This is a genomic window from Actinomadura physcomitrii (assembly GCF_008923205.2).
Classification (GTDB): Bacteria; Actinomycetota; Actinomycetes; order Streptosporangiales; family Streptosporangiaceae; genus Spirillospora; species Spirillospora physcomitrii.
Genome location: NZ_WBMS02000052.1, coordinates 15,693 through 36,360, shown reverse-complemented (window position 1 = coordinate 36,360; position 20,668 = coordinate 15,693). Strand labels below are relative to the sequence as shown.

Below are 20,668 nucleotides of genomic sequence, written 5' to 3'. Positions count from 1 at the left end.
GGATGCGGGGCGAGGCGACGCTGCGGCTGCTTTACCAGGCGGAGAAAGAGATCCAGAAGCTCCCGCGGACCATCAAGGGAGCGATCTACGAGTTCCAGCACAAGTTCCGTAAGAACCCCGACAGCCCCGGCCTGCAGTTCAAGCGGCTCCAGGGAGACTCGCGGCTGTTCTCCGCCCGCGTCACCGCCGACTACCGGGCGCTGCTGCTGCACGTCACCGACCGGGACTACGTTCTGGTCGCCGTCCGGCACCGCAAGGACGTCTACGAGGCCCTCGACCGCTACCGGTATCAGATCAACGACGTCACCGGCGCGATCGAGTTCATCGACCTGGTGCCCGCCGAGCGGAGCATCACCACGCCCCCGGCGCCGCCCCCCGAGCCGATCCGCCCTCCAGCACCGGCCCGCGCCGAACCCGAGCCCCTGTTCGCCGCGTTCACCGACGAGCAGCTCCTCGACCTCGGGGTGGCCGTGCCGCTGCTGCCGCTCATCAGGAAGATCACCACGGAGGACGAACTGCTCGGGCTCGTAGAGTACGCCCCCGAGCACACCGGTGAAGTCCTGCTCGCCCTCTATGGCGGTCGGACGTACGAGGACGTCCTGGAAGAGATCACGCGGCCGGTCACGCCGGACGAAGAGATCGACACCGAGGACTACTCCGCCGCGCTGTCCCGGCCGTCCACCCGCGTCACCACCGAGGACACCGACCTGCAGGCCGTCGTCGACGGCGAGTTCGCCGAGTGGCGAGTGTTCCTGCACCCCACCCAGCGCAAGCTGGTCGACCGCAACTACAGCGGCCCGGCACGGGTCAGCGGCGGCCCCGGAACCGGCAAGACCATCGTCGCGCTGCACCGCGTCAAGCACCTGGTGGACCGGCTCCCGCCGGGTGACGACAAACCCGTGCTGCTCACCACGTTTAACAAGAACCTCGCCGCTGACCTGCGCAAGCGGCTGCTGGAACTCGGCGGCTCGGAGGTGGCCGCCCGGGTCGACATCGTCAACATCGACAGGCTCGCCACACAGATCGTCACCAAGGTCGAACCGGGCGGAAAACGCCGCTGGATCGACGACAACAAGGCGCTCCAGGAGTGGCGCGACCTGCTGGCCGAACTCAACGAGACCACCTGGGACGCCGAGTTCCTGCACGCCGAATGGACCCAGGTCATCCTCGGTCACGCGATCAACTCGCGGGCCGACTACTTCCGGGTCCGGCGGGCCGGCCGGGGCCGCACCATCGGCCGTGCCCAGCGGGCAGAGATCTGGAAGCTGGTCGAGCGATTCGTCATGCGGCTGGACGAGAAAAACCTTTGGACCTACCGGCAGGTCGCCGAGCGGGCCGCCCGCCTGGAGATCGCCCGGGCCGCCAAGCTCAGGGCATACGAGCAGGCCAAGGCCGAGCACGGGGTCAACGTCCACGTCGAAGACGACTCCGTCGCCCTGCTGCGGCACCGCTACCGTCACGTCGTCGTGGACGAGGCGCAGGATCTCAGCGCCGCCCATTGGAAGATGCTGCGGGCCATGGTGCCGGTCGGCCGCAACGACCTGTTCATCGTCGGTGACAGCCACCAGCGCATCTACGACAACTACGTGTCGCTCGGGAGCCTCGGGATCAACATCCGAGGGCGATCGTCCAAGCTGACCCTCAGCTACCGCACCACCCACGAGATCCTGGGCTCCGCCCTGGCGCTGCTGGGCGAGGAGTCCTGGGACGACCTCGACGACGGCAAGGAAGACCTGAACGGCTACCGGTCGGTGCTGCGCGGGCCGCGTCCGATCTTCCGCGGTGCCCGGTCCTGGGAGGAAGAGCAGGACCTGATCGCCGAGCATGTCTCGAACCGGATCGACGGCCCGAGCTCGTCCATCGGGATCTGCGTCCCGGAGCGCGGCATGGTCGCCGATATCGAGAACCGGCTCGGCCGGGCGGGTATCCCTGCCGCCGCCATCGGCCCCGACGGGCCCAGGGTCGACGACGTCGTACACGTCGGCACCATGCACCGCTTCAAGGGCCTGGAGTACCAGCACATGATCATCGCCGGTGCGGCCGCCGGACTCGTCCCGCAAGCGTACATACGCCAGTACGACGGGACGGATCCGGTCCGGTACCACCGTGAGCTCCAGCGGGCGCGCTCGCTGCTGTTCGTCGCAGCCACCCGGGCCCGTGACTCCCTGCTGGTCTCGTGGCACGGCACTCCGAGCCCGTTTCTGCCGGCCTCGTCGTGAACGGGCGCGACCAAACCCCAGGCGCGGAGAAGATCGCGGACCGGTACGTCCGCGGTGCACCGCTCGGCCTCGGTGGCATGGGTGAGCTCTGGGAAGGGACCGACACCAGGCTGAATCGGGCGGTCGCGATCAAACTGATCCGGCCCGCCCGGCACATCGACGAGGACACTGCGCGCCGCCGCTTCTACCGGGAGGCGCGGATCCTGGGCCGCCTGCGGCACCCCGGCATCCCGGTGCTCTACGACTTCGGTCCCCATGGCGACGACCTGTTCATCGTCATGGAACTGGTCGAAGGCGCGATGACGCTGCGCGACCTGGTCGCCGAGCGCGGACCCGAACTGCTCCCCATCGGATGGGCCGGAGCCATCGGGGCGCAACTGTGCGCTGCCCTCGCCGCCGCGCACCGAGCCGGCCTCATCCACCGCGACCTGACGCCGTCCAACGTCGTGTTGACCCGCAGCGGGACATTGAAGATCCTCGACTTCGGCGTGGCCATGGCCGTCGACACCGCAGAGTTCTCCGAGATCACCCACCCCGGCGAGGTGCCCGGCTCCCTCTTCTACACCGCCCCCGAGATCGACGGCCACACCAAGGCCGACGCTCGCAGCGACCTGTACTCACTCGGATGCCTGCTGTACGAGCTGCTGGCCGGCAGGCGTGCCTTCCAAGCCGCCTCCGCCATAGAAGAGCTCCGCCGCCATCACACCGAAGAGCCGACCGCCCTCTCCGATATCCGCGACAACGTTCCCGAAGACTTGGAGCAGGTCGTCTCCGCTCTGCTTGCCAAGGAGCCCGAGAATCGTCCCGCCGACGCAGCGCAGGTCTTCGATGCCCTCATATCGCACGCGAACGGCCTCACCCCGCTTCCGACCCTTCCCCTGAAACCAGGTGACCCCGATCGCATGTACGCCCTCGCGGTCGCGTCCTTGCCGAACTATCCTGCTAAGCCATGAAGGCTGGCACGCATACCGTTCAGCGCTTTTCGAGAGCGATGTCCGATATGTCGTTCCGTTGTATCAGCGGCCTTACGTCTGGAACGAAGAGGATCAGTGGGCCCCGCTGTGGGATGACATTACCGCGCTCCTCCAACACCAAGAGGGCGACGAGCTCGCCATGTTGTGGTCGCACTTCCTGGGGGCGGTCGTGCTCGACCAGGAGAACACCGCCCCGGGGCAGATTCCTCGGTTCACCGTCATTGACGGGCAGCAGCGGCTGACGACGCTGCAGTTGATCGTTGCGGCCGCCGCCAAGGCGATGGGAGATGTCGGGGCCGAGAACGATGCCGCGTTGCTCCAAGAGCTGACGACCAACAATCCCCGGAGGGTCAAGGGCGACGAGCGACTCAAGGTCTGGCCGACGAGCGCCAACCGGGCCGCCTTCGTGGCAGTAATGTCGTCGAACGGTTCATCTACCGACCGGTGGAACGACACCCGAAACCGGATCAATGACGCATTCGACTACTTCACCGCACGTGTCACGGAGTACCTGACAGGGGCCGAGGAGATCGAGGACGAGCCGTTCGGTGAGGCGGCAGAGACCATCGACGGCGGTGCCGACACGCCGCCCGGACCGAGCGGGAAGATCCTCGCACGCGTCGAACGGCTGCGGATCACGCTCTGCGATCTGCTCAAGGTGGTGTCGATCACCTTGGAAGGCGATGACAACGCGCAGGTCATCTTCGAGACGCTCAACGCGCGCGGCACCCCGCTGCTCGCCCTCGATCTCGTCAAGAACGCGGTCTTCCGCCAGGCCACCAGCCAGGGCTGCGACACCGATCACCTCTATGAGCAGGTGTGGCGTCCGGAACTCGACGATGGCTACTGGCGCCGGGAGCGCCGCCAGGGGCGTTTGAACCGACCGGTCGCCGAGCTGTTCCTCATGCACTGGCTCACGATGAAGCTCGAGCGGGTGATTCCGGCCACGGAGCTTTTCGCAACGTTTCGCCAGAACGTGCTGACATCTGATGCCGACGCAGAGGCACTGATCCGAGAACTTCGCGCAGACGCCGTGACGATGCGGGCATTCGACACACCCGAGGCCGGGAGCAGCGAGGCCGACTTCTTCGCTCGGCTGACGGTGTTGGATGCCGGCACCGTGCTGCCTATCGTCCTCCTGCTGTTCCGCTCTCCAGAGATCGACCGGACACGGCGCGTCCGCGCGTTGCGCATGCTGGAAAGCTGGCTCGCACGCCGTGCATTGATGCGATTGACGGCCAAGAACTATAACCGCCTCGTGCCCCGCCTGGTCGCCCGGATGAAGGCCGATCTGGTGCATGCCGACGACGTTTTGCTTCAAGCACTGTCCGGTTCCGAAGGGGAGATCAGCCGCTGGCCAGACGATGAGGAATTCATCAACTTCCTCTCCACGCGGGATGTCTACGGATGGGTTGCCCAACCGCGCCTGGTGATGGCGCTCGCAGCCGCCGAGATGTCCCTGCACTCGACCAAGACCGACATCAGGAACATCCCGTCCAACCTCTCGCTCGAGCACATCCTGCCCAATGATTGGGAGGACAGTTGGCCGCTCGGCGCGGATGGCGGCGAGCTCATCGACGGCGAAGTGGTCGAGCAGGCAGCCGCAGAACGTGCCGCCCGCCTGCACAAACTCGGCAACCTCACCATCGTGACGCAGCCGCTCAACAGCGCGATGTCCAACGCTCCGTGGTCGGTGAAACGCGCCGAACTCAACCGGCACACCAGGCTGTTGCTCAACGCTCGTATCGCAGAACGCGATACCTGGGATGAGCAGGCCATCGATGAGCGCGGTACCTGGCTCGCCCACACTCTTGCCAAGGTATGGCCTGGCCCCGATCCCGCGAACTGGTAACCGCTTCGGGTAAGCGATCGGTCCCCCGTCATCACAAAGAATCGAATCGTGCAGGGGCATCCAGGGACAAGGGGGCGTGGCGGGGTGGAGAGTCAGGCCAGTGGGAAACAGACTTCGCAAGCGCTGAGGCCGCGTGATTGTGCCACCCGCAAGGGGAGGCGTTGCGGGTCGTGGAGGTTCATACCCATGCGCTCGGCATAGCGTTGGCCGTCGAGCAGGGCTGCGCACCGCGTGGAGCGGTGGAAACACTTCCCGCCTGCGGTTGCGTACACGTGGGCGGTCAGTCCTGGCGGGACGGGAGCGCAGCCGGCCTCGGCGCATTGGCCGGGAAGGAGATCGTGAATACAGCGCTCTTGGGTCATGGCGGAGAACCTCCTGCTTTACCAAGGGTTGCTCAGGTGCGGATCACGAGGGGAAGCAATGCGTCACGGGCGCTAATTAGCGGATGTGATCACAGTAGAAGGTTCCGTCGATCGGTGTCAGCCTCTTTGGGAGGCAGAGAGGGCGCCGCCGTGGCCAGGCGCAGGTCGACGATCCGTGGGCTTATCTGGGGGAGGATGACCAGTCTCGCGTCCCGGTTGTCATCGAAGCTGCGGAGGCCGTGCCGGGCAGAGTCCAGCGCCCATACAGACGTCTCGGCGAAACGATCGCGAAGGTACGACCTGCTCCGGGATGAGCTGTCAACTCGGCCCCATCGCGCACTACAAGGCGCGGCTTGTCGGTCTGCTCGCGCTAGCGGTGTCCATCGTCCCGCTTGAGCGCCCCGCGCTAGGCATCCGCCGTCTGAGCATCTGCACATGACCACGACACAGAAGATGCGAACGTAACAGTCACCGATGGCCACCAGTGAGGCACGCCCGTCGTCACGAAGGCTGCCCAGGGCGATTGAGATGGCTTCACCAGGCAGGGACGTCTCCCCCGCCGTCGTGCGCTGGATCGATGTATTTGGGAAGCGGCACTCCGTTAGGTCGTGCGGGTGGTGGGGTGGGCACGGCACGCTTCGGCAGTCCGGTGAGCAGTGGCCCTGAAGAGGGTGCATTTGTGAATGACTCGGTGGCGCGACGCGACCTGCTGGTCAGGGTGCCATGTTCGTGACTGCACTGCAGGATCGGCTCGGGTCCGATGTCGAGCCGCAGCTGACCGCTACGCCCGGGAAGGCGTACAAGCTCGGCGAGTTCAGCGTCCGCGATGTCTGGCACAGGGGCGTTGGGACGTCCGGAAAGTCCAATGGGAACCCATCAGCGGCGACCTCTACTAATACCTTCGCAAGCGCCGATACTCCCGTCTCAGGAGACGTGGCCGCCCGCTCTTGGGGCTGTGATCGTGTGTGCTCTATCTCGCGTGGCACCTGACCACTCACTTCAAACGGGCGCACCGTACCCGAAGGAGCGATAATCCCTCATGATGTCGCACCACACAGAGTGACGATCTTATGGCTATCTGACGGCGTTTCGGGCGCTCCGCACAGAACTCAAAAACTTCCATATCGCATCCTGTCATGTTTTTGCGGATTGCTGGGGATTGGCTACCATCAACCTTTTCTTCAGCCGAAAATTGTGCCACGATCGAAGGTGTGGCGTGTCTTCGCCGAGGGCAAAGAAAAGTAAAACGCATCGTGGAGGTCAGTGGTCCGCCACTTGAGGAAAGAGCCGGCTTCCTCGCCGACGACCAGATCTGTGAGGCCATGCCATGTCGACTCGGGAAGGTCGGCGCACGGAGGGGTGATGAAGGGCAACGGCAACGAAAGCCATGACCGAAGTTGCGGACTCGAACGGTCTCTTCCGACTACTGAACAGGAAGTTGGCGGGCGCGGCGAAACTGGCCGCAGCCTCCCGTTCGAGTGGACGATCAACGTCGCTGAAGGAGATCTGGCCGATCATCTCGAACGCGAACAAGCAGATGCAATCAGGGAGGTATTGGAATGGGCGCACGGACAACACCACCCATCCCGCTCGATATCCTCGCGCGAGGCTCGCGCAGGGAATCCCGAGGATGGCTGACCGGCCTTGGCCAAGGAGATCGGTGGTCAGAGCCTTTTCGTGTCGCCTTCGTCGGCCGTACCTCGACCGAGGACCGGCAGGACCCAACCTTGTCTCTCCCCCGGCAGCTCAATAATTGTCGGGCCGCTCTTCCGGATCAGGCAATCATCGTCGCACACTATTACGACATCGAATCTGGTCGAAAAGCCCTCAATGCGCGGGGTCGTGGACGCGGGCATGAGCGCTTTGCCATCCCAGTCCCTCGTGAAGGAGGCATCCAGGAGCTCCTGGAAGATGTGGCGAGTCCAGAGCGCAGGTTCGACGTGGTGGTCTGCGAATCGATCGAACGTATCGCGCGCCGCACCTACGTTGGCACCCTAATCGAGAACAAACTCGAAGAGGCGGGCGTACCGCTTCTCGCGGCAGACGAGCCATTCAACCTCAACGGCAAGCCAGGGCCAATGCGTTCTCAGGTGCTGAGATGAGCCGGTAGATCGGCAGGCCAACGGCGGGTGGCATCCGGGTTGTGAACGACGAACGCGGTCCCCGATGATCTTGGGTGTCTAAGCCAGACGATCAAGACAGGGACCGCGTTCGCGTGCCATCCTCCCCGATCGACGCCCTGGTTCGCCACTGCGAGGGCGTCGTCCTGCCATGTCCCGCCACCGACCTGCCCGGCCTGCCGACACTGGTGCAGGTGCTGGACCGCATTCCCGATCCGCGGCGTCGCCGCGGTCGCCGGTACCGGCTCGGCTCCGTGCTGGCGTTGTGCCTGGTCGCCGTGCTCAGCGGCGCCACCAGCCTGGCCAAGATCGGCAGGATCGCCGGGGAATTGGACGCACGCGTGCTCACCGACCTGGGGCTGCCGGCGGCACGGCCGGTCGTGACCACGCTGGGACGGCTGCTGGCCCGCCTCGACGGCGACGCCTTCGACGAGGCGATCGGGGCCTATCTGTCGGCTCTGGCCCACGACCCCGACGCCGGGAGCCAGGCCGGGCCGCAGGCGGTCTCGGTGGACGGCAAGACGCTGCGGGGCAGCCGCCACCCGGACGGGACGGTGACACACCTGCTGGCGGCGGCCCTGCACGACGGCCGGGCCGTGCTGGCGCAACGGCAGGTCGATACCAAGAGCAACGAGATCCCCGCGTTCGTCCCGCTGCTGGCCGGCCTGGACCTGACCGGCAAGATCGTCACCGCCGACGCCCTGCACACCCAGCGCGAACACGCCCGCCACCTGGTCCGGGAACACCACGCGCACTACCTCCTGGTCGTGAAGGGGAACCAGAAGAGCCTGCACCGGCAGCTCAAACACCTGCCCTGGCGGGAGATCGAGCTGCACGACCGCACCGCTGAAGACGGGCACGGCCGCCGGGAGATCCGCCGGCTGAAGGTCTGCACCGTCCGACCCGGGCTGCTGTTCCCGCACGCCGTCCAGGCCATCCAGGTCAAACGCCGCCGCACCGACCGCACCACCGGCAAGACGACGATCAAGACCGTCTACGCCGTCACCAGCCTCGCCCCGGATCACGCCACCCCCGCCCAGCTGGCCGCCCTCGTCCGCGGGCACTGGTCCATCGAGGCCCTACACCACGTCCGCGACGTCACCTACGCCGAGGACCGCTCGACCATCCGCACCGGTCACGCACCACGCATCATGGCCGGCCTGCGCAACCTGGCCATTGCCCTCGCCGACCTCATGGGCTGGAGCAACATCGCCGCCGCCAATGACCACTACCGAGCACACCCCGACCACGCACTTCAACTACTCGATCTCACTACCTGAGAACGCATTCGCCCTGACGGCAAGCGCGCGACCCAAGTCCTGACGCGGCGCGTGAAACAGAGCGTGTCCGAGTGGTACGTACTCGAACTGCTGGAGAAGTCCTGGGGAGGCCTTGAAGCCCACACCGAGCAGGGGTACAACGTCGGCAAACCGCCCTATGGATACGTCGCAGCTAAGATGCCGCACCCGGTGCCTGCACGCAGAGCGGAAGGAGCCTGCAAGCACCGGCTTCGCCCGGACCCGGTCCGCGGGCCGGTCGTGACTCAGCTCTTCGCCTGGCGAGTGGCCGAGAGGCTTGGCTGCAAGGCGTTGGCCGAGCGGCTCAACGAGGACCTGGACCGCTACCCTCCACCGATGCCGGTCGACCCGACACGCGCTGTCGGGCACTGGACGCAGTCCTCGGTACGCGAGATCCTCACCAACCCGAAGCACACCGGCTACATGGTCTGGAACCGCCGTGCCACCACGTCCGGCAGAGGCAGGGCCAACCCGCCCGAGGCATGGGTGTGGTCCAGTGAGCCCACCCACGAGCCCCTGGTGACCAAGGACTGCTTCATCGAAGCCCAGAAGGTCGCCGCGGTCCGGTGGAGTTCCCGTAACGCCGACGGCGTCAGCTCCCATCCGAACGCCAAGCGCACCTACAGCCTGCGCTCCTTCGTGTTCTGTGCCTGGTGCGGTCGGCGGATGAACGGGAAGGCCAGCCGCGGCACCGTCTACTACGTCTGTTCCCCACCCAAGGGATGCGCGCCCGAGGGCCATCCCAACACGATCAGGGTCCGTGAGGACCTGATCATCGACGAGCTGTCCGACTTTCTCACCGACAACGTCTTCGACCCTCACCGCCCTCGGAATCCGGATCCCGAGCCCGCGGAGGCCGTAGTCCGCATCCGATCGACCGAGCTGACTGGCGACCGAGACCTCCTCGTTCCGCAACGCGCGGTGGTGGACCAACACCAGCCCGTTCATCCTCAACCAGGGCTGCTTGCTGCGCCGCCATCAAGGCGCATCGAGCTTCTTCTGGTGCCCGACGGCCATCGCCGCCGGCTGTTCGAGTCCCTGCGCATGAAGATCGACTTCGAGTGGCGTACCAGAACCTGCCACTTCCAGATCACCCTCACACGAGCAGTTGAGCTTCGGCGCGAAGCCACACAGGGACGCTCTGGTAGGGCGGGGAGGTGATCGTCGGCGAGTGCGGTCCCTTTGGCAGGACGGGCAGGCCGCCGTTCGGCTGGTGCACGACCTTCAACTGCCCATCTCTGGGCGTCGTCCAAGCCTTGGCGTCAGCTGTCAGCGCAGGTCGTAGGTGCCGCGCCTGATTTGGTCGATGAAGATCGTCCATGTGGTTGAGGCGAAGGTGAGGTGGGGACCGTTGGGGTTCTTGCTGTCGCGGACGGCGATCTGGCAGCAGGTGCAGGAGGCCACCTCGACGCAGCTGGGGCCGTTCCCGCTGTGGCTGCTCTTGCGCCACCGGTGAGGGCTGGAGGCCGGAGTCGACACGTGTGCTCCTCGGCTCGTGGGTCAGATCATCTTCGCGGCCACCGCGGCGATGAGGTCCCTGGACTCGTCCGGGTCGAGGGCCATCGCGAGGAGGTGGTCGAACGCGAGGGCGTGCATGTATACGTCGTTATCTCCCTCTATGTACAGATTACTGGTCATCATCTCGACGTGCACTACGTCGGGATCATGCTGTTCGGGAAACTCCAGGATGGTGAAGCTGCCCGCCGTGGCGGGGTGGGCGGCCTTGCCGTACGGGAGCACTTGGAGTTGGACGTTGGGGCGTCCGGTCAACTGCATCAGGTACTTGAACTGGCCGCGCATGACGTCCGCCGACCCGACCACGTGGTGGAGGACGGCTTCGTCGATCACGCCCCAGAAGCGCAGCGGGGCGTCGTCGCGGGTGAGGATCCGCTGGCGCGTCGTCCGGACCTCGACGCGCCGCTCGACCTCGGTCGGCGGAACGAGGGCCATGAGCGCCGAGGTGATGATCTCCCGGGCGTACTCCGATGTCTGGAGAAGGCCGGGGAGCATGTGGACGCTGAAGGAGCGCATGGCGGCGGCTTCGGCTTCCAGCGCGATGTAGTTGGCATAGTCGGTCGGGAGTGAGTCGGCGTAGGCGTCCCACCAGCCCCGGGTGCGGGCGTTGCGCGCGAGTGCCTTCAGGGTCGCGCGGCGGTCGGCGTCTTCGAGGCCGTAAAGATCGAGGACCTTCTCCAGGTCCTTCACCGTGATGCCTTGGCGTGCGGTTTCGATGCGGCTGAGCTTCGCGATCGACCAGCCCAGCCGACCCCTGGCCTCCTCGAGGGTGAGTTCCGCGCGCTCGCGGAGCCTGCGCAACTCGGCGGCGAGCCGGCGGCGCCGGACGGTTGGGCCTTGAGTCGATGCTCGCATGGGGGTTGTAACTCCTGGTCCCGAAGGTTGGGGCGTTCGGCGGGCATGGCCGTACGAGTGGCCAGCCCGTAAATTTACGGTTCTGCTTGTCATGTTCTCTTCGATGCTCCACCATCAAGGCTAGTTCCATGCACGCTTCGCGCACGGGTGATCACAAGAACGAACCTGGGTGATGCAGCCATGACGGCACAGGAGTGGAAGTTCCAGGTGCTGGTCGCGCTCGCCGGCGACCTGCACCGCCTCTTGAGATGCACCGTGACCGTGGTCTTCAAGAGCTGGGGCGATCCGGTCGTCCTGCTCCCCGTGCGCGGCGGGCACCACGTGACGATCATGGCTTGCCGTGAGGGCCCGCAGGGTTACTTCACCTGGGGGCGCACCCGCCGCGTGGAGGTCAGCCCGAGCGCGGCCTGGTCGATCGCCGAGGCGGTCGCCCGGTGAAGGTTCCGGGTCCCTGACCACCGTTGCCATGAGCCGCCGCGCGGCCGGATACAAGTTTCCAGGCTCGTCCGGCCGCGCGGCGTCCATCCCCTTGCTGAGAGGACTTAGATGACGATACGTGTTACGCGGCGCCTGCCGTGGGCCAGATCCCGCGACGGCCGACCCGATCTCGACCGGCTCGCGCGGGTTCTCACGGACGCCGGGTGGGCGGTCGACCGGTACGACAAGCCGGTGCCGCTGGTGCGGGTCTACTTCCGTACGCTCCCAGGAGTCGGTGACTCCATCACTGTTCGTCCAAAGGGCGTTCGCCGCCGGCCCTGGTTCTTCTCGAGTACCGGCGAGCCCATCGCCCGATGCCGCAACCTAGCAGCGGCCCTGGTGCGGGTCCGTGAGCTTCTCGTCCCATGCGGGCTCGCGGTGGTGCTCCTCGATGAGGATGCCGACCAGGGTGCCGGACGTACGGAAGAGTCACGTCGTCGCGCCGATGCAGTTCGGGACCAGCATGAGGACGGCTTCGCGGCCGGACCGTCCGGAGCGGCGGGCTGATGCGCCCGCTGGGAAAGCGGGTCTTCCCGGCGTCGCCCGAGCAGGTCGGGATCGTGCGGCGGTGGGCGGCCACCCGGCACCATGACGGTCACCCGGCGCATGATGACTGCGCGCTGCTCGTCTCCGAGACGTTCACCAACGCCGTCCGCTACAGCAGCGGAGACCAGGTCGAGGTCAGTGTCTTCGGTGACGCGCGTGCGATGCGCGTCGAAGTCGTGGACGGCGGGGGACAAACGCTGCCGCACTATCGGGACGACCCGTGCGGAGAAGGCGGCCGTGGCCTTCCGATCATGCAGGCGCTGGCCAGCGACTGGGGCTTCGACCGGCTGGAGACCGGGCAACTGCGGGTGTGGTTCGTCGTAGGCGATCCCGCACAACGGCGCCTTCAGCAGACGAGCGCATAGCCGTGAACACGCCGTCGCCGCGATCAATGACCGCCGATGGTCTGACGGTCGACGTCGTTGGCGGTGGGCAGGCGGCGAGACTCCCGAGTGCGTGAGGCGAACACCATGAGTGATCGAATTGAGGGGGAGGAGCAGCCGCCACCGGAACTGCTGAAGACCAGCGAGGTAGCGCGCCGACTGGGGGTCAGTCATTCGACCGTGCTGTCGTGGGCGTATCGCGGGCTGCTGGACTTCGCCCGGACGCCCGGCGGCCAGCTCCGTTTCTACCGGAACCAGGTCGAGGCCCTCCGGCAGTCCGGGACCGACGAATCCGTTTGAGCGGTGCAGTGCCTGCAGTGGGCGGCGCCGATCAGCTGCCCTGGTGACGCTTGTCGCGGGCGTAGACGACCTTGGCTTTCCCGTCGCCGGGGCTGCGGCGGTCCAGGTCGAACAGCGTCGTGGCGGCGATCAGTTCGCTGAGCTTGGCGTAGCCGTAGGTCCGGGCGTCGAAGTCTGGGCGCTGCTTGGTGATGATCTGCCCGACGGACGCTAGGGCGGCCCAGCCGTCCTCGTCGGAGGCCGCTTCGACGGCGTTGCGGAGCAGTACCACCAGGGTGGTGTCCTGCTTGAGTTTCGAGGCACGCGTGGGAACCGACATTGGTGGCGCGCCGGTGGGCGCGGTGGAGATGGGGGCGTAGGTGAGGTTCTCGATGTAGACGAACTTGTCGCACGCCGCGACGAAGGGCTTGGGCGTCTTGCGTTCGCCGAACCCGTAGACGGTCAGCCCGGATTCGCGGATCCGTGCGGCGAGCCGGGTGAAGTCGCTGTCGCTGGAGACCAGGCAGAAACCGTCGAAGCGTCCTGAGTACAGCAGGTCCATCGCGTCGATGATCATTGCCGCGTCGGTGGCGTTCTTGCCGGTGGTGTAGGCGAACTGCTGGATGGGCTGGATGGATTGGTCGAGCAGTTGTTCTTTCCAGCTCCGCAGGTTCGTGCCGGTCCAGTCACCGTAGGCGCGCTTGACGTGGGCGGTGCCGTACTTGGCGACCTCGGCCAGCAGCTGTTCGGTCATCCCAGGTTGGGCGTTGTCGGCATCGATGAGGACGGCGAGCTTGTCGGTGTTGTCGCTGACCATGGTGTTCATTGGGGAGGGATGAGCGTGGACCGAGGTCATCGCGCCCTGTCTGCATCGTCGTGCGAGGCGGCAGGCGGGTCGGGGGGGAGGTAGAAGCGGAGCAGGCCATCGACGTTGCCCAGCGTAGCGGTGGCTTCGCGGAGGAGTTGGGGCCAGTCCTCGTCGTTGCGTCGCGCGCCGACGGCGGTTTCGATCGCCGAGGGTACGGCGGTTCCCCACAGGGCGGCGGTCCGGGCGTCCTGGTCGCGCTGGCCGCGGTCCCACCACGCGGTGACCCGGTAGAGCTGCTCCGCGAGCGTGTCACCGGGGATGGACCTCTCGTAGATCGTCGCCCATTCGTCGCTCCGTGGGTGGCGCCCGGCCTCGGGGGTCGCGCGGTGGGCCTGCTGGAGCTCTTCCAGTACGAGGCACCAACGGTACGACTGGGCGAAGTACTCGCTCTCGTCGCCTTCACAGACGGTCTTGCCGACGAGTTGGCCTTCCAGCACGGCGAGCAGGTGGCTGGCCAGACCACTGGTGTTGGGGGCCGCGGGGATCACGGTTGATCGGGCCGCAACGGCAGCATCGATCGCATGGGACATCGCGCAGCCGCGCAATCGGTCGGGCATCGACTGCACCGTGTCCACGACAGCTGGGGCGAGGATGGGGGCTCCCCATCCGGTCAGGTGTGCGGCGGCGGCCAGTTCGGCCCACAGCACGAGCTCGGGGTGATCGGTCAGGGCGCGCTGGGCGGTACGCATGTCGCGCAGCGTGCACGGGAGAGCGCGGCATTCCGAACCGCACGTGCTGCTGCGTGGCGCTACCAGGACGTGCGGTGAGGCCGCGGGCGCTGTCGAGGCGGCCTCCAGGTGGGTGCCGTCGGGCATGCGGACGAGATGCGGGTAGTCCATCCCGTCTGTGAACACCGCCCCCTCGCCTGGAGTGAGCGTCACCAGGAACTGCGACTGGGAGTCGGTGATGTTCATGGTGGCGCCCACGGCGTCGCGGTCGTCCTTGGCAGGCAGACGGTGGACGATCTTGACGGCGGTGTTCTTGATGACGTCTGGGACGAGCTTGGACGGGATCTGCTCGGCCACGATGAGCCCTTCGCCGTAGGCGCGGATCTCGGCGAGCAATCCCGCGAAGGTCTCCACAGCATGCGACGCCGGCCCGGCCTGCTCGCTGCGCCGCAGCAGCCGGTGAGCCTCCTCGAACACGCTCAGATGCTGCAACCCGCTGCCCGCGCCGGAGCGCTGGCGTTCGCGGAGGCGGAGGTGCTCGACAAGGCGGACGAGAACGGTGCCCATCAGGAACGCCTTGTCGCGGTCGTCGCCGACGTCCTCGATCTCCAGGACGACGTTGCGGGCGAGCAACTCGTCGAAATCGATGGGGTGACCGCCCTCGAAGAACCGTCCGGTAGTGCCCAGCCGAAGGCTCGAGAGCCGGACGCGGATGAACCCGCGGACGTTGTCGGTGATCTCCTGCCCGTAGCCGATCTCCGAGACGACCTGCTCGGCGGCGGCCTGAAGGTCGGCCAGCGTGGGGTAGCGGGGGCTCGTGCCGGGAACGGCGGGTTCGCCGAGCGCGAGGTCCCAGCCGAGTTGCTCGTAGCAGCGGGTCAGGGCCGCGCTCAGCACCTGGGGAAACGGTTCGTCGGACTCGAACGCCGCGAGGAAGAGGGCGCGGACGAGGTCGGCGTGGGTCTGTAGCGGAAACGCGCGTCCGTCCGGTCCAGATGAGGGCTGGAGTGGGTTGATGCCGGCTGCGATCGCCTCTGCGTCCCCGGGCCGGATCACCACGACCTCGGCATCGGGGATGCGGGCGGCCATCATCCGGTACTCGGCTTTGGCGGGCTCGACCACAAGCCAGGGAAGTCCTGCGCCGGTCGCGGCGGTGAGCAGGGCCCGGACGGTCTGCGACTTGCCGGCCCCGGTGGCGCCGCACACGAAGGTGTGCCGGTTCAGACTCGACAGCGGTAGCGCCAGCGGGCCGACCTCGCGGCGGTTACGGTCCAGAACCCGTCCCACCTGCACCGCCGCGCCGCTGCCGCTGGGCTCGGGGGTGACGTCGAACTCTGGACGCAGCACGAACCGGACACCTGCGACCTCGCGGACCGGTGGACGCGCCAGGGCGGCGACCAACTGCGTACTCGCCTCGAACGGGACCGACGGCCCCGGCACGTCGTCGTGGTGGCCGATGAGCTGCTTGGTGAGGTCGACCTGGGGTTCAGGTACCAGCGCGTACGGCATCTGGTCGAGGTCGGCGGACGCGCACACCAGCGCGGCCACCCGCGCGGCGGCCTGGGGCGTCGCCGCGCCCGCGAGTAGGTGCACGCGCCACAGCCCGGATGTCGCGGCCTGCCGGATCTCGCGGTGACGGCGCTCCAGACGGACGGCGGCCACAGCGTTCTCCGGTGACATCTCCGCCATCGACTGGGCGCGCTGCTGCCGGTCGGCCAGCTCGTCGGCAAGCGAGGCTGCCTGCTGTGGTTCGACGGGCTCGGCGACCAGGAGCCACGCGAACGGCTGCATCCACACCGAGAGCAGACCGTCCTCCAGGGACGGTCTCGCAAGTTCGGGGAGGCTCGGGGACGACGACTCGGTCAGCAGGCCATCGGCAATGGCGCCGATCCGAACCCAATGCGGCATGGTGAGCATCGCGTCGGCCATCACGCCGGGAGGAAGCATCGAGCCTCGTCCACCCGCGGGCAGGCTCAACGTTGCGGCGCCTGGCACGGTGCCGCCGGCGTGGTCGGCGATGAGCGCATCCCCGCCGACGAACACTTCGGTGGGCCCGAACGCCTGGGCGCGCCGCCAGCCCACCAGCACCGCGCTGCTGCCCACTGGTCCGCCGACGGCGTGGTAGGCCGATACCAGCGCCGCGAGCCTTTGGTCCCGCCACTCATCGCGCCCGTCGGCTTCCGCGTCCTGGCCGCGGCGGCGCGGTACTTCCAGCAGCCGGCAGACTGGAAGGTTCCGCACCAAGTCCCAGACGGGACCGCCGGGATCAACTGTCATGGTTCTCCCGCGCGATCACCGAGGCTCCTCAGGAGCTATGACCGTCCAGTCGTCATCGTGAGAGGCCGCGTCAGGAACCTGCCGGTCGAAGGTCGTCAGCGTCACCTCGCGATCGAGAGTGTCCTCCCAGCGTCGGGCCCAGGTGTGGAGTGCTGGAGCCGCATGCTCGTGGTGACGGTGTTCGAAGCGGGTGTCGCCCTGGGGACGCGACTCGGTGTCCGGAGCGTCGGTGGCCTGCTCCTGCAACCGCCTGGCGAGGTCGTCGCTGACGATCTCGAAGTCGTAGCCGTCGGGTCTGTCGCTGAGATTGAGCCTGTGGAGGCTGTCGAAGAACGGCGCCACGGGTTTGCGCCCATCCTGGGAGAATCCGGCGGCCCGATAGGCGGAGACCGCGTTCTCGGCGCGTTGGGTGCGGTCCTGTTCGGGGGCGTTCCGGTGGTGCTCGGCGACCTTGGCGCGCAACTCGTCCTCGTTCTGAGGAAACCACTTCTTGGGATCCTCGGAGCAGAACCGCGCTCCCGGCCCCTGCAGGCGTACGTCAGCGTCACCGATGCCCTCGTTTGCGAGCGCCTCGCGTAGCTCGTTCAGGCACTCACCCCAACGGGCGCCGTCCATTCCCAAGGGCACGCGTTGGGAGTGCATGTCCTGGGCCTGCTGTGGCGACACCTCGGCGAACGCGTACTCGCGTTCCGTAAAGGTGTACTCGGAGCGGTCGGTGACCTCGGGATACTCGGGACGGTCGCTGTTGCCGTCTGAAGCGGCGGTGTGATCCGGGCTGGTCTGGTCGGCGCCGCCGAACCAGCCTCCCGCTTCGGGCGTGGGCCCAGCCGAGTGCGGCCCTACTCCGTCGGTATCCTTGTCGACGACGACTCGCTTCTTGCCACCATCTCGATCGGCCTCGTCGGCCAGGTCGTCCGCGGCCTGCTGTGGTTCAGCATCGCCGTCCGAGTCGATCTCGGTCTCCTGGCCGTCGGTCCCCAATGCTTCAGGTTGATCATCGTCGGACTCGGCGTCCGGTACCTCCGCTGAATCAGCCCCGACCACCTCGGCGTCGCGTGCGTCGGCTGATTCGGACGGCACTTCGTCAATTTGCTCGGTGGGGCCTTGCCCTTCACCTGCTGCCCCGGCGCTCGGCGAGCTCGCAGGGCCGCTGGTCCGGGGCTCTTCGGTTGGCGCGGCGCCGGCACTGCGATCACCGCCCTGCGCGGTGGCGGCGCGGCTGTCACCTCGAGATGGCGCGCCCGCGGTGCCAGGTCGGTCCGGCGGAGGCGGCTGCTCAGCGCTCGCCCGCTCGTCGGCCTTTTCGACGGTGCCGCCCGCATCGGCGGTGTGATCAAGTGCCATTGCCGTCCCCGAGCGCGGTGCCGTTGTGGTCACGACGTTCCTGCGATGCGGCGACCTCTGGTGAAGGGACAGGTGCCATCAGGCACGCGACCATGCGTCCGAATCCTCCACGAAGACTGCTGGAGCCCGCCGGCGGCTGGGCGGCCGATTGCGGCGAAGGTGTTGCCGCCCGAGGCGCGGCTCAGTCAGGCTATTGAGCAAGCTCCCCAATGGGAACCCCCCATTCTGATCGGACGTGGTGACAAGTCCGCTGTCAATCTGCTTGGGTGATTTGCGGTGTCGTCACGCTCAGTGCCGGGGCCGTGATGATCGAGACAGCACCCAAAAGGAACGGGGGTTCGGCGTCGTGAGGGGCGGACCGGTCGATCACCAGGGATTACTGGCTCGCCGCGAGAAGCTGTTCAGCCCAGACCCGCGCCTCGGCTGGGTGTTCAGGGACCGGTGGTGGTTCCTGCGGCCCTTCAACGAGGCGCCGCCCCAGCAGCAGAACCTGCCGGAGTATCTCGCTCGTCGCGTCAGCGAGACCGAACAGGCCGCACGTCGCCGGATGTCCCGGACCCTGCCACTGAGCTTCGCCGCCGCCGCCATCCTGGTGCTCTTCTCGGCGTGCGAGGCCAGCGACGCGCAGATGTCCAAGACCCCGCTCCCCGTCGGCGCCTTGATCCTGGCCGTCATCGTCGCGGCGCCAGGTGTGGTCATGACATGGTTCGCGGCACGGCAGCGTGACACCGCACGCAACACCTACGCTCTGGCCCACGAGCAGACCATCGGTAGCCACGACACCCAACTCCGGCAGTGGCAGGCCCGGAAACAGGAACACGAGGCCAACGAGCACGCTCGCCTGAACGGACTGCCCGAATGGGGAGCAGTGCCCCGCCCCACCCGCCGCCTGGACGTCTTCGGCGGGACCCTGTGGTCCTGGGAGGCGCTGCTGACCACCTACGGCTCGTCCACCCTCCCCGGACAACCCCTCCTGGTACTGGACCTGTCCCGGGAACTGGTCACCCGAGAACTCGCCGAACTCGGCCAATCAGCATGGATGGGCGTCGACCTCCAGCGGCTTCCCAGCGAACTCGCCTCGTCCACACTGCTCGCCGATCTCTCGCCCCAGGAGCTCGTGGACGCCATAGTCGAATCCATGCACGGCGGCACCCCCGACGCCGCGCGAGCCGACCGCAGCATGGACGACCGGATCCTCAGCAAGATCTGCGACGCTTTGGGCGGCGAGATCACACTCGGACGAATCGCCACCGCACTGCGTGTCCTGATGGGCGAACCCGACACCTCCGAGACCCTGACCCGCGACGAACGGCGTCGCATCAGCAACGAACTGTTCACCGTGGAGTACCGCCGGCAGGCCCACGCCAACCTGTCGCGGATCGAGTCCTACATTCATCCCCTCGAAACCCTGGGGACCGAGCCCAGACAACGCGACACCACGGGCTACCTCACCTGCATCGCGCTCGACAGCCAGGCCCGCAACGTCCGCTCGGAACTGCTCACGGACCTGATCGTGCAGTGGGTCACCCACCGCATCACCGCCAGTGGCGAGTCCACACCCGCGCTCGTAGTCGCCGGCGCGGACGAACTCGCTCGCCGCCACCTCGAACGCCTCTCGGACGCCTGCGAACGCCGCGGCGTCCCCCTGACCTTCCTGTTCCGGCGGCTTCGCGAGACCTCTGCGGAAATGATCGGCGGCGGAGCGGTCGCGTTCATGCGCCTGGGCAACCACGAGGACGCCTCCCGCGCGGCCGACTTCATCGGCCGCGACTACCGCTTCGTCCTCTCCCAGATCACCAAGAACATCGGCGGAAACGAGTCGCACACCCAAACCGACACCACCGGCGAAGGCGACTCCACGACCCACAGCACCAGCCACTCCACCGGCACATCCACCAACTGGGGCACCACCCGCTCGTCCGGCGTCAACTACTCCGGCGGCGAAGCCTTCGGCCTGTTCCCCGACCGCTCCACCAACCGCCAATCCGGCAGCAGCCGCGGCGGCGGCCAGAACACCAGCGACACCACCGGAACCGCCGTCTCCACCTCCCGCAACTGGTCGGCCGCCTACTCCTACGCCGAAGGCACCAACTGGAGCGACGCCGACACCACCCAGCGCGTGTACGAGTACGTCGTCGAACCCGTCACCCTGCAGCATCTGCCCGACCACGCCCTGCTCCTCGTGGAATCCGCCCCCGGCGGTGGTCGACGCCTCACCCCGGTGGAATGCGACCCGGCCATCATCACTCTGGACCGCGTCAGCACCGCCCCACTACCCGATCCACCGGCCCCGCAGCAGGCCATCATCGGTACCGCGGCTGGGTACGGCCCGCTTGCCGGCGCTCCTCAGTGGGCCACACCACCCACCCCGCCGACACCGCGCGCGCCCCTGCCGTACGAGCCCGGGCTGCCCACCGGCTACCAGACGGGCCCGCACCCTGCGGCCAGCCCAACTGCGGCCGCATACGGCGGTCAGCCTGAGCATGACTTCAGGGAGCCAAAATCAAGCTGGCCCGACCAGCGGAAACCGTCGAGTCAGGCCCCACCGCCTCCCCGGCCTCGCCGCGAGCCACCAGAAAATCCTCCTCGTCGGCAAGGCCCTCCACCACTCTTCGGCGGAAAGGGCTGACT

At 67.2% G+C, this 20,668-nt stretch carries 15 protein-coding genes; 10 read left to right on the top strand and 5 right to left on the bottom strand.

What is annotated here, in order from left to right:
* Positions 1–2: 2 nt before the first annotated feature.
* The 6 genes from F8568_RS40390 to F8568_RS40365 all read left to right on the top strand — a co-directional run bounded on the left by F8568_RS40390 (position 3) and on the right by F8568_RS40365 (position 9,986).
* A complete protein-coding gene (locus F8568_RS40390) occupies positions 3–2,219 on the top strand; it encodes a UvrD-helicase domain-containing protein (RefSeq protein WP_151599110.1) in 2,217 nt (738 codons plus the stop codon).
* A complete protein-coding gene (locus tag F8568_RS40385) occupies positions 2,216–3,172 on the top strand; it encodes a serine/threonine-protein kinase (RefSeq protein ID WP_160573937.1) in 957 nt (318 codons plus the stop codon). The genes F8568_RS40390 and F8568_RS40385 overlap by 4 nt, the downstream gene beginning before the upstream one ends.
* Positions 3,108–5,045, top strand: coding sequence for a DUF262 domain-containing protein (locus F8568_RS40380; protein WP_328601242.1), 1,938 nt, complete (start codon positions 3,108–3,110; stop codon positions 5,043–5,045). Before F8568_RS40385 ends, F8568_RS40380 begins: the two co-directional genes overlap by 65 nt.
* A 1,921-nt stretch (positions 5,046–6,966) precedes the next feature.
* On the top strand, positions 6,967–7,509 hold the full coding sequence (locus tag F8568_RS40375) for a recombinase family protein (RefSeq protein ID WP_151599106.1): 543 nt from the start codon (positions 6,967–6,969) through the stop codon (positions 7,507–7,509).
* Between the two features lie 113 nt (positions 7,510–7,622).
* Positions 7,623–8,807 carry an ISAs1 family transposase gene (locus F8568_RS40370; protein WP_160573936.1) on the top strand — a complete coding sequence of 395 codons (1,185 nt, stop codon included), beginning with the start codon at positions 7,623–7,625 and terminating at the stop codon, positions 8,805–8,807.
* Positions 8,808–8,870: 63 nt separating this feature from the next.
* Complete coding sequence (locus F8568_RS40365; RefSeq protein ID WP_202125916.1) at positions 8,871–9,986, top strand: recombinase family protein; 1,116 nt, start codon at positions 8,871–8,873, stop codon at positions 9,984–9,986.
* Positions 9,987–10,094: 108 nt separating this feature from the next.
* On the opposite strand, the gene F8568_RS40360 is transcribed toward F8568_RS40365, so the two are convergent.
* Both F8568_RS40360 and F8568_RS40355 read right to left on the bottom strand, forming a co-directional pair.
* Positions 10,095–10,304, bottom strand: coding sequence for a DUF397 domain-containing protein (locus tag F8568_RS40360; protein ID WP_151599100.1), 210 nt, complete (start codon positions 10,302–10,304; stop codon positions 10,095–10,097).
* Positions 10,305–10,325: 21 nt separating this feature from the next.
* Complete coding sequence (locus F8568_RS40355; protein ID WP_151599098.1) at positions 10,326–11,195, bottom strand: helix-turn-helix domain-containing protein; 870 nt, start codon at positions 11,193–11,195, stop codon at positions 10,326–10,328.
* 180 nt (positions 11,196–11,375) lie between these two features.
* On the opposite strand from F8568_RS40355, the gene F8568_RS40350 reads away from it, so the two are divergent.
* From F8568_RS40350 to F8568_RS40340, 3 genes are all read left to right on the top strand, one after another.
* Complete coding sequence (locus tag F8568_RS40350; RefSeq protein WP_151599096.1) at positions 11,376–11,633, top strand: hypothetical protein; 258 nt, start codon at positions 11,376–11,378, stop codon at positions 11,631–11,633.
* A gap of 545 nt (positions 11,634–12,178) precedes the next feature.
* A complete protein-coding gene (locus F8568_RS40345; RefSeq protein ID WP_151599094.1) occupies positions 12,179–12,583 on the top strand; it encodes an ATP-binding protein in 405 nt (134 codons plus the stop codon).
* Positions 12,584–12,688: 105 nt separating this feature from the next.
* Positions 12,689–12,901 carry a helix-turn-helix domain-containing protein gene (locus F8568_RS40340; protein ID WP_151599092.1) on the top strand — a complete coding sequence of 71 codons (213 nt, stop codon included), beginning with the start codon at positions 12,689–12,691 and terminating at the stop codon, positions 12,899–12,901.
* Positions 12,902–12,932: 31 nt separating this feature from the next.
* Here F8568_RS40340 and F8568_RS40335 read toward each other — a convergent pair whose 3' ends face one another.
* The 3 genes from F8568_RS40335 to F8568_RS40325 are packed head-to-tail and all read right to left on the bottom strand — an operon-like array spanning position 12,933 to position 18,037.
* A complete protein-coding gene (locus F8568_RS40335) occupies positions 12,933–13,706 on the bottom strand; it encodes an NYN domain-containing protein (RefSeq protein ID WP_236009963.1) in 774 nt (257 codons plus the stop codon).
* Positions 13,707–13,732: 26 nt separating this feature from the next.
* On the bottom strand, positions 13,733–16,693 hold the full coding sequence (locus tag F8568_RS40330) for an ATP-binding protein (RefSeq protein WP_151599090.1): 2,961 nt from the start codon (positions 16,691–16,693) through the stop codon (positions 13,733–13,735).
* A 15-nt stretch (positions 16,694–16,708) separates the two neighbouring features.
* On the bottom strand, positions 16,709–18,037 hold the full coding sequence (locus F8568_RS40325; protein ID WP_151599088.1) for a hypothetical protein: 1,329 nt from the start codon (positions 18,035–18,037) through the stop codon (positions 16,709–16,711).
* Between the two features lie 346 nt (positions 18,038–18,383).
* Here F8568_RS40325 and F8568_RS40320 point away from each other — a divergent pair, with 346 nt between their 5' ends.
* Entirely contained in the window at positions 18,384–20,666 is a 2,283-nt protein-coding gene (locus F8568_RS40320) for a hypothetical protein (protein ID WP_151599086.1), read from the top strand.
* Positions 20,667–20,668: the final 2 nt, after the last annotated feature.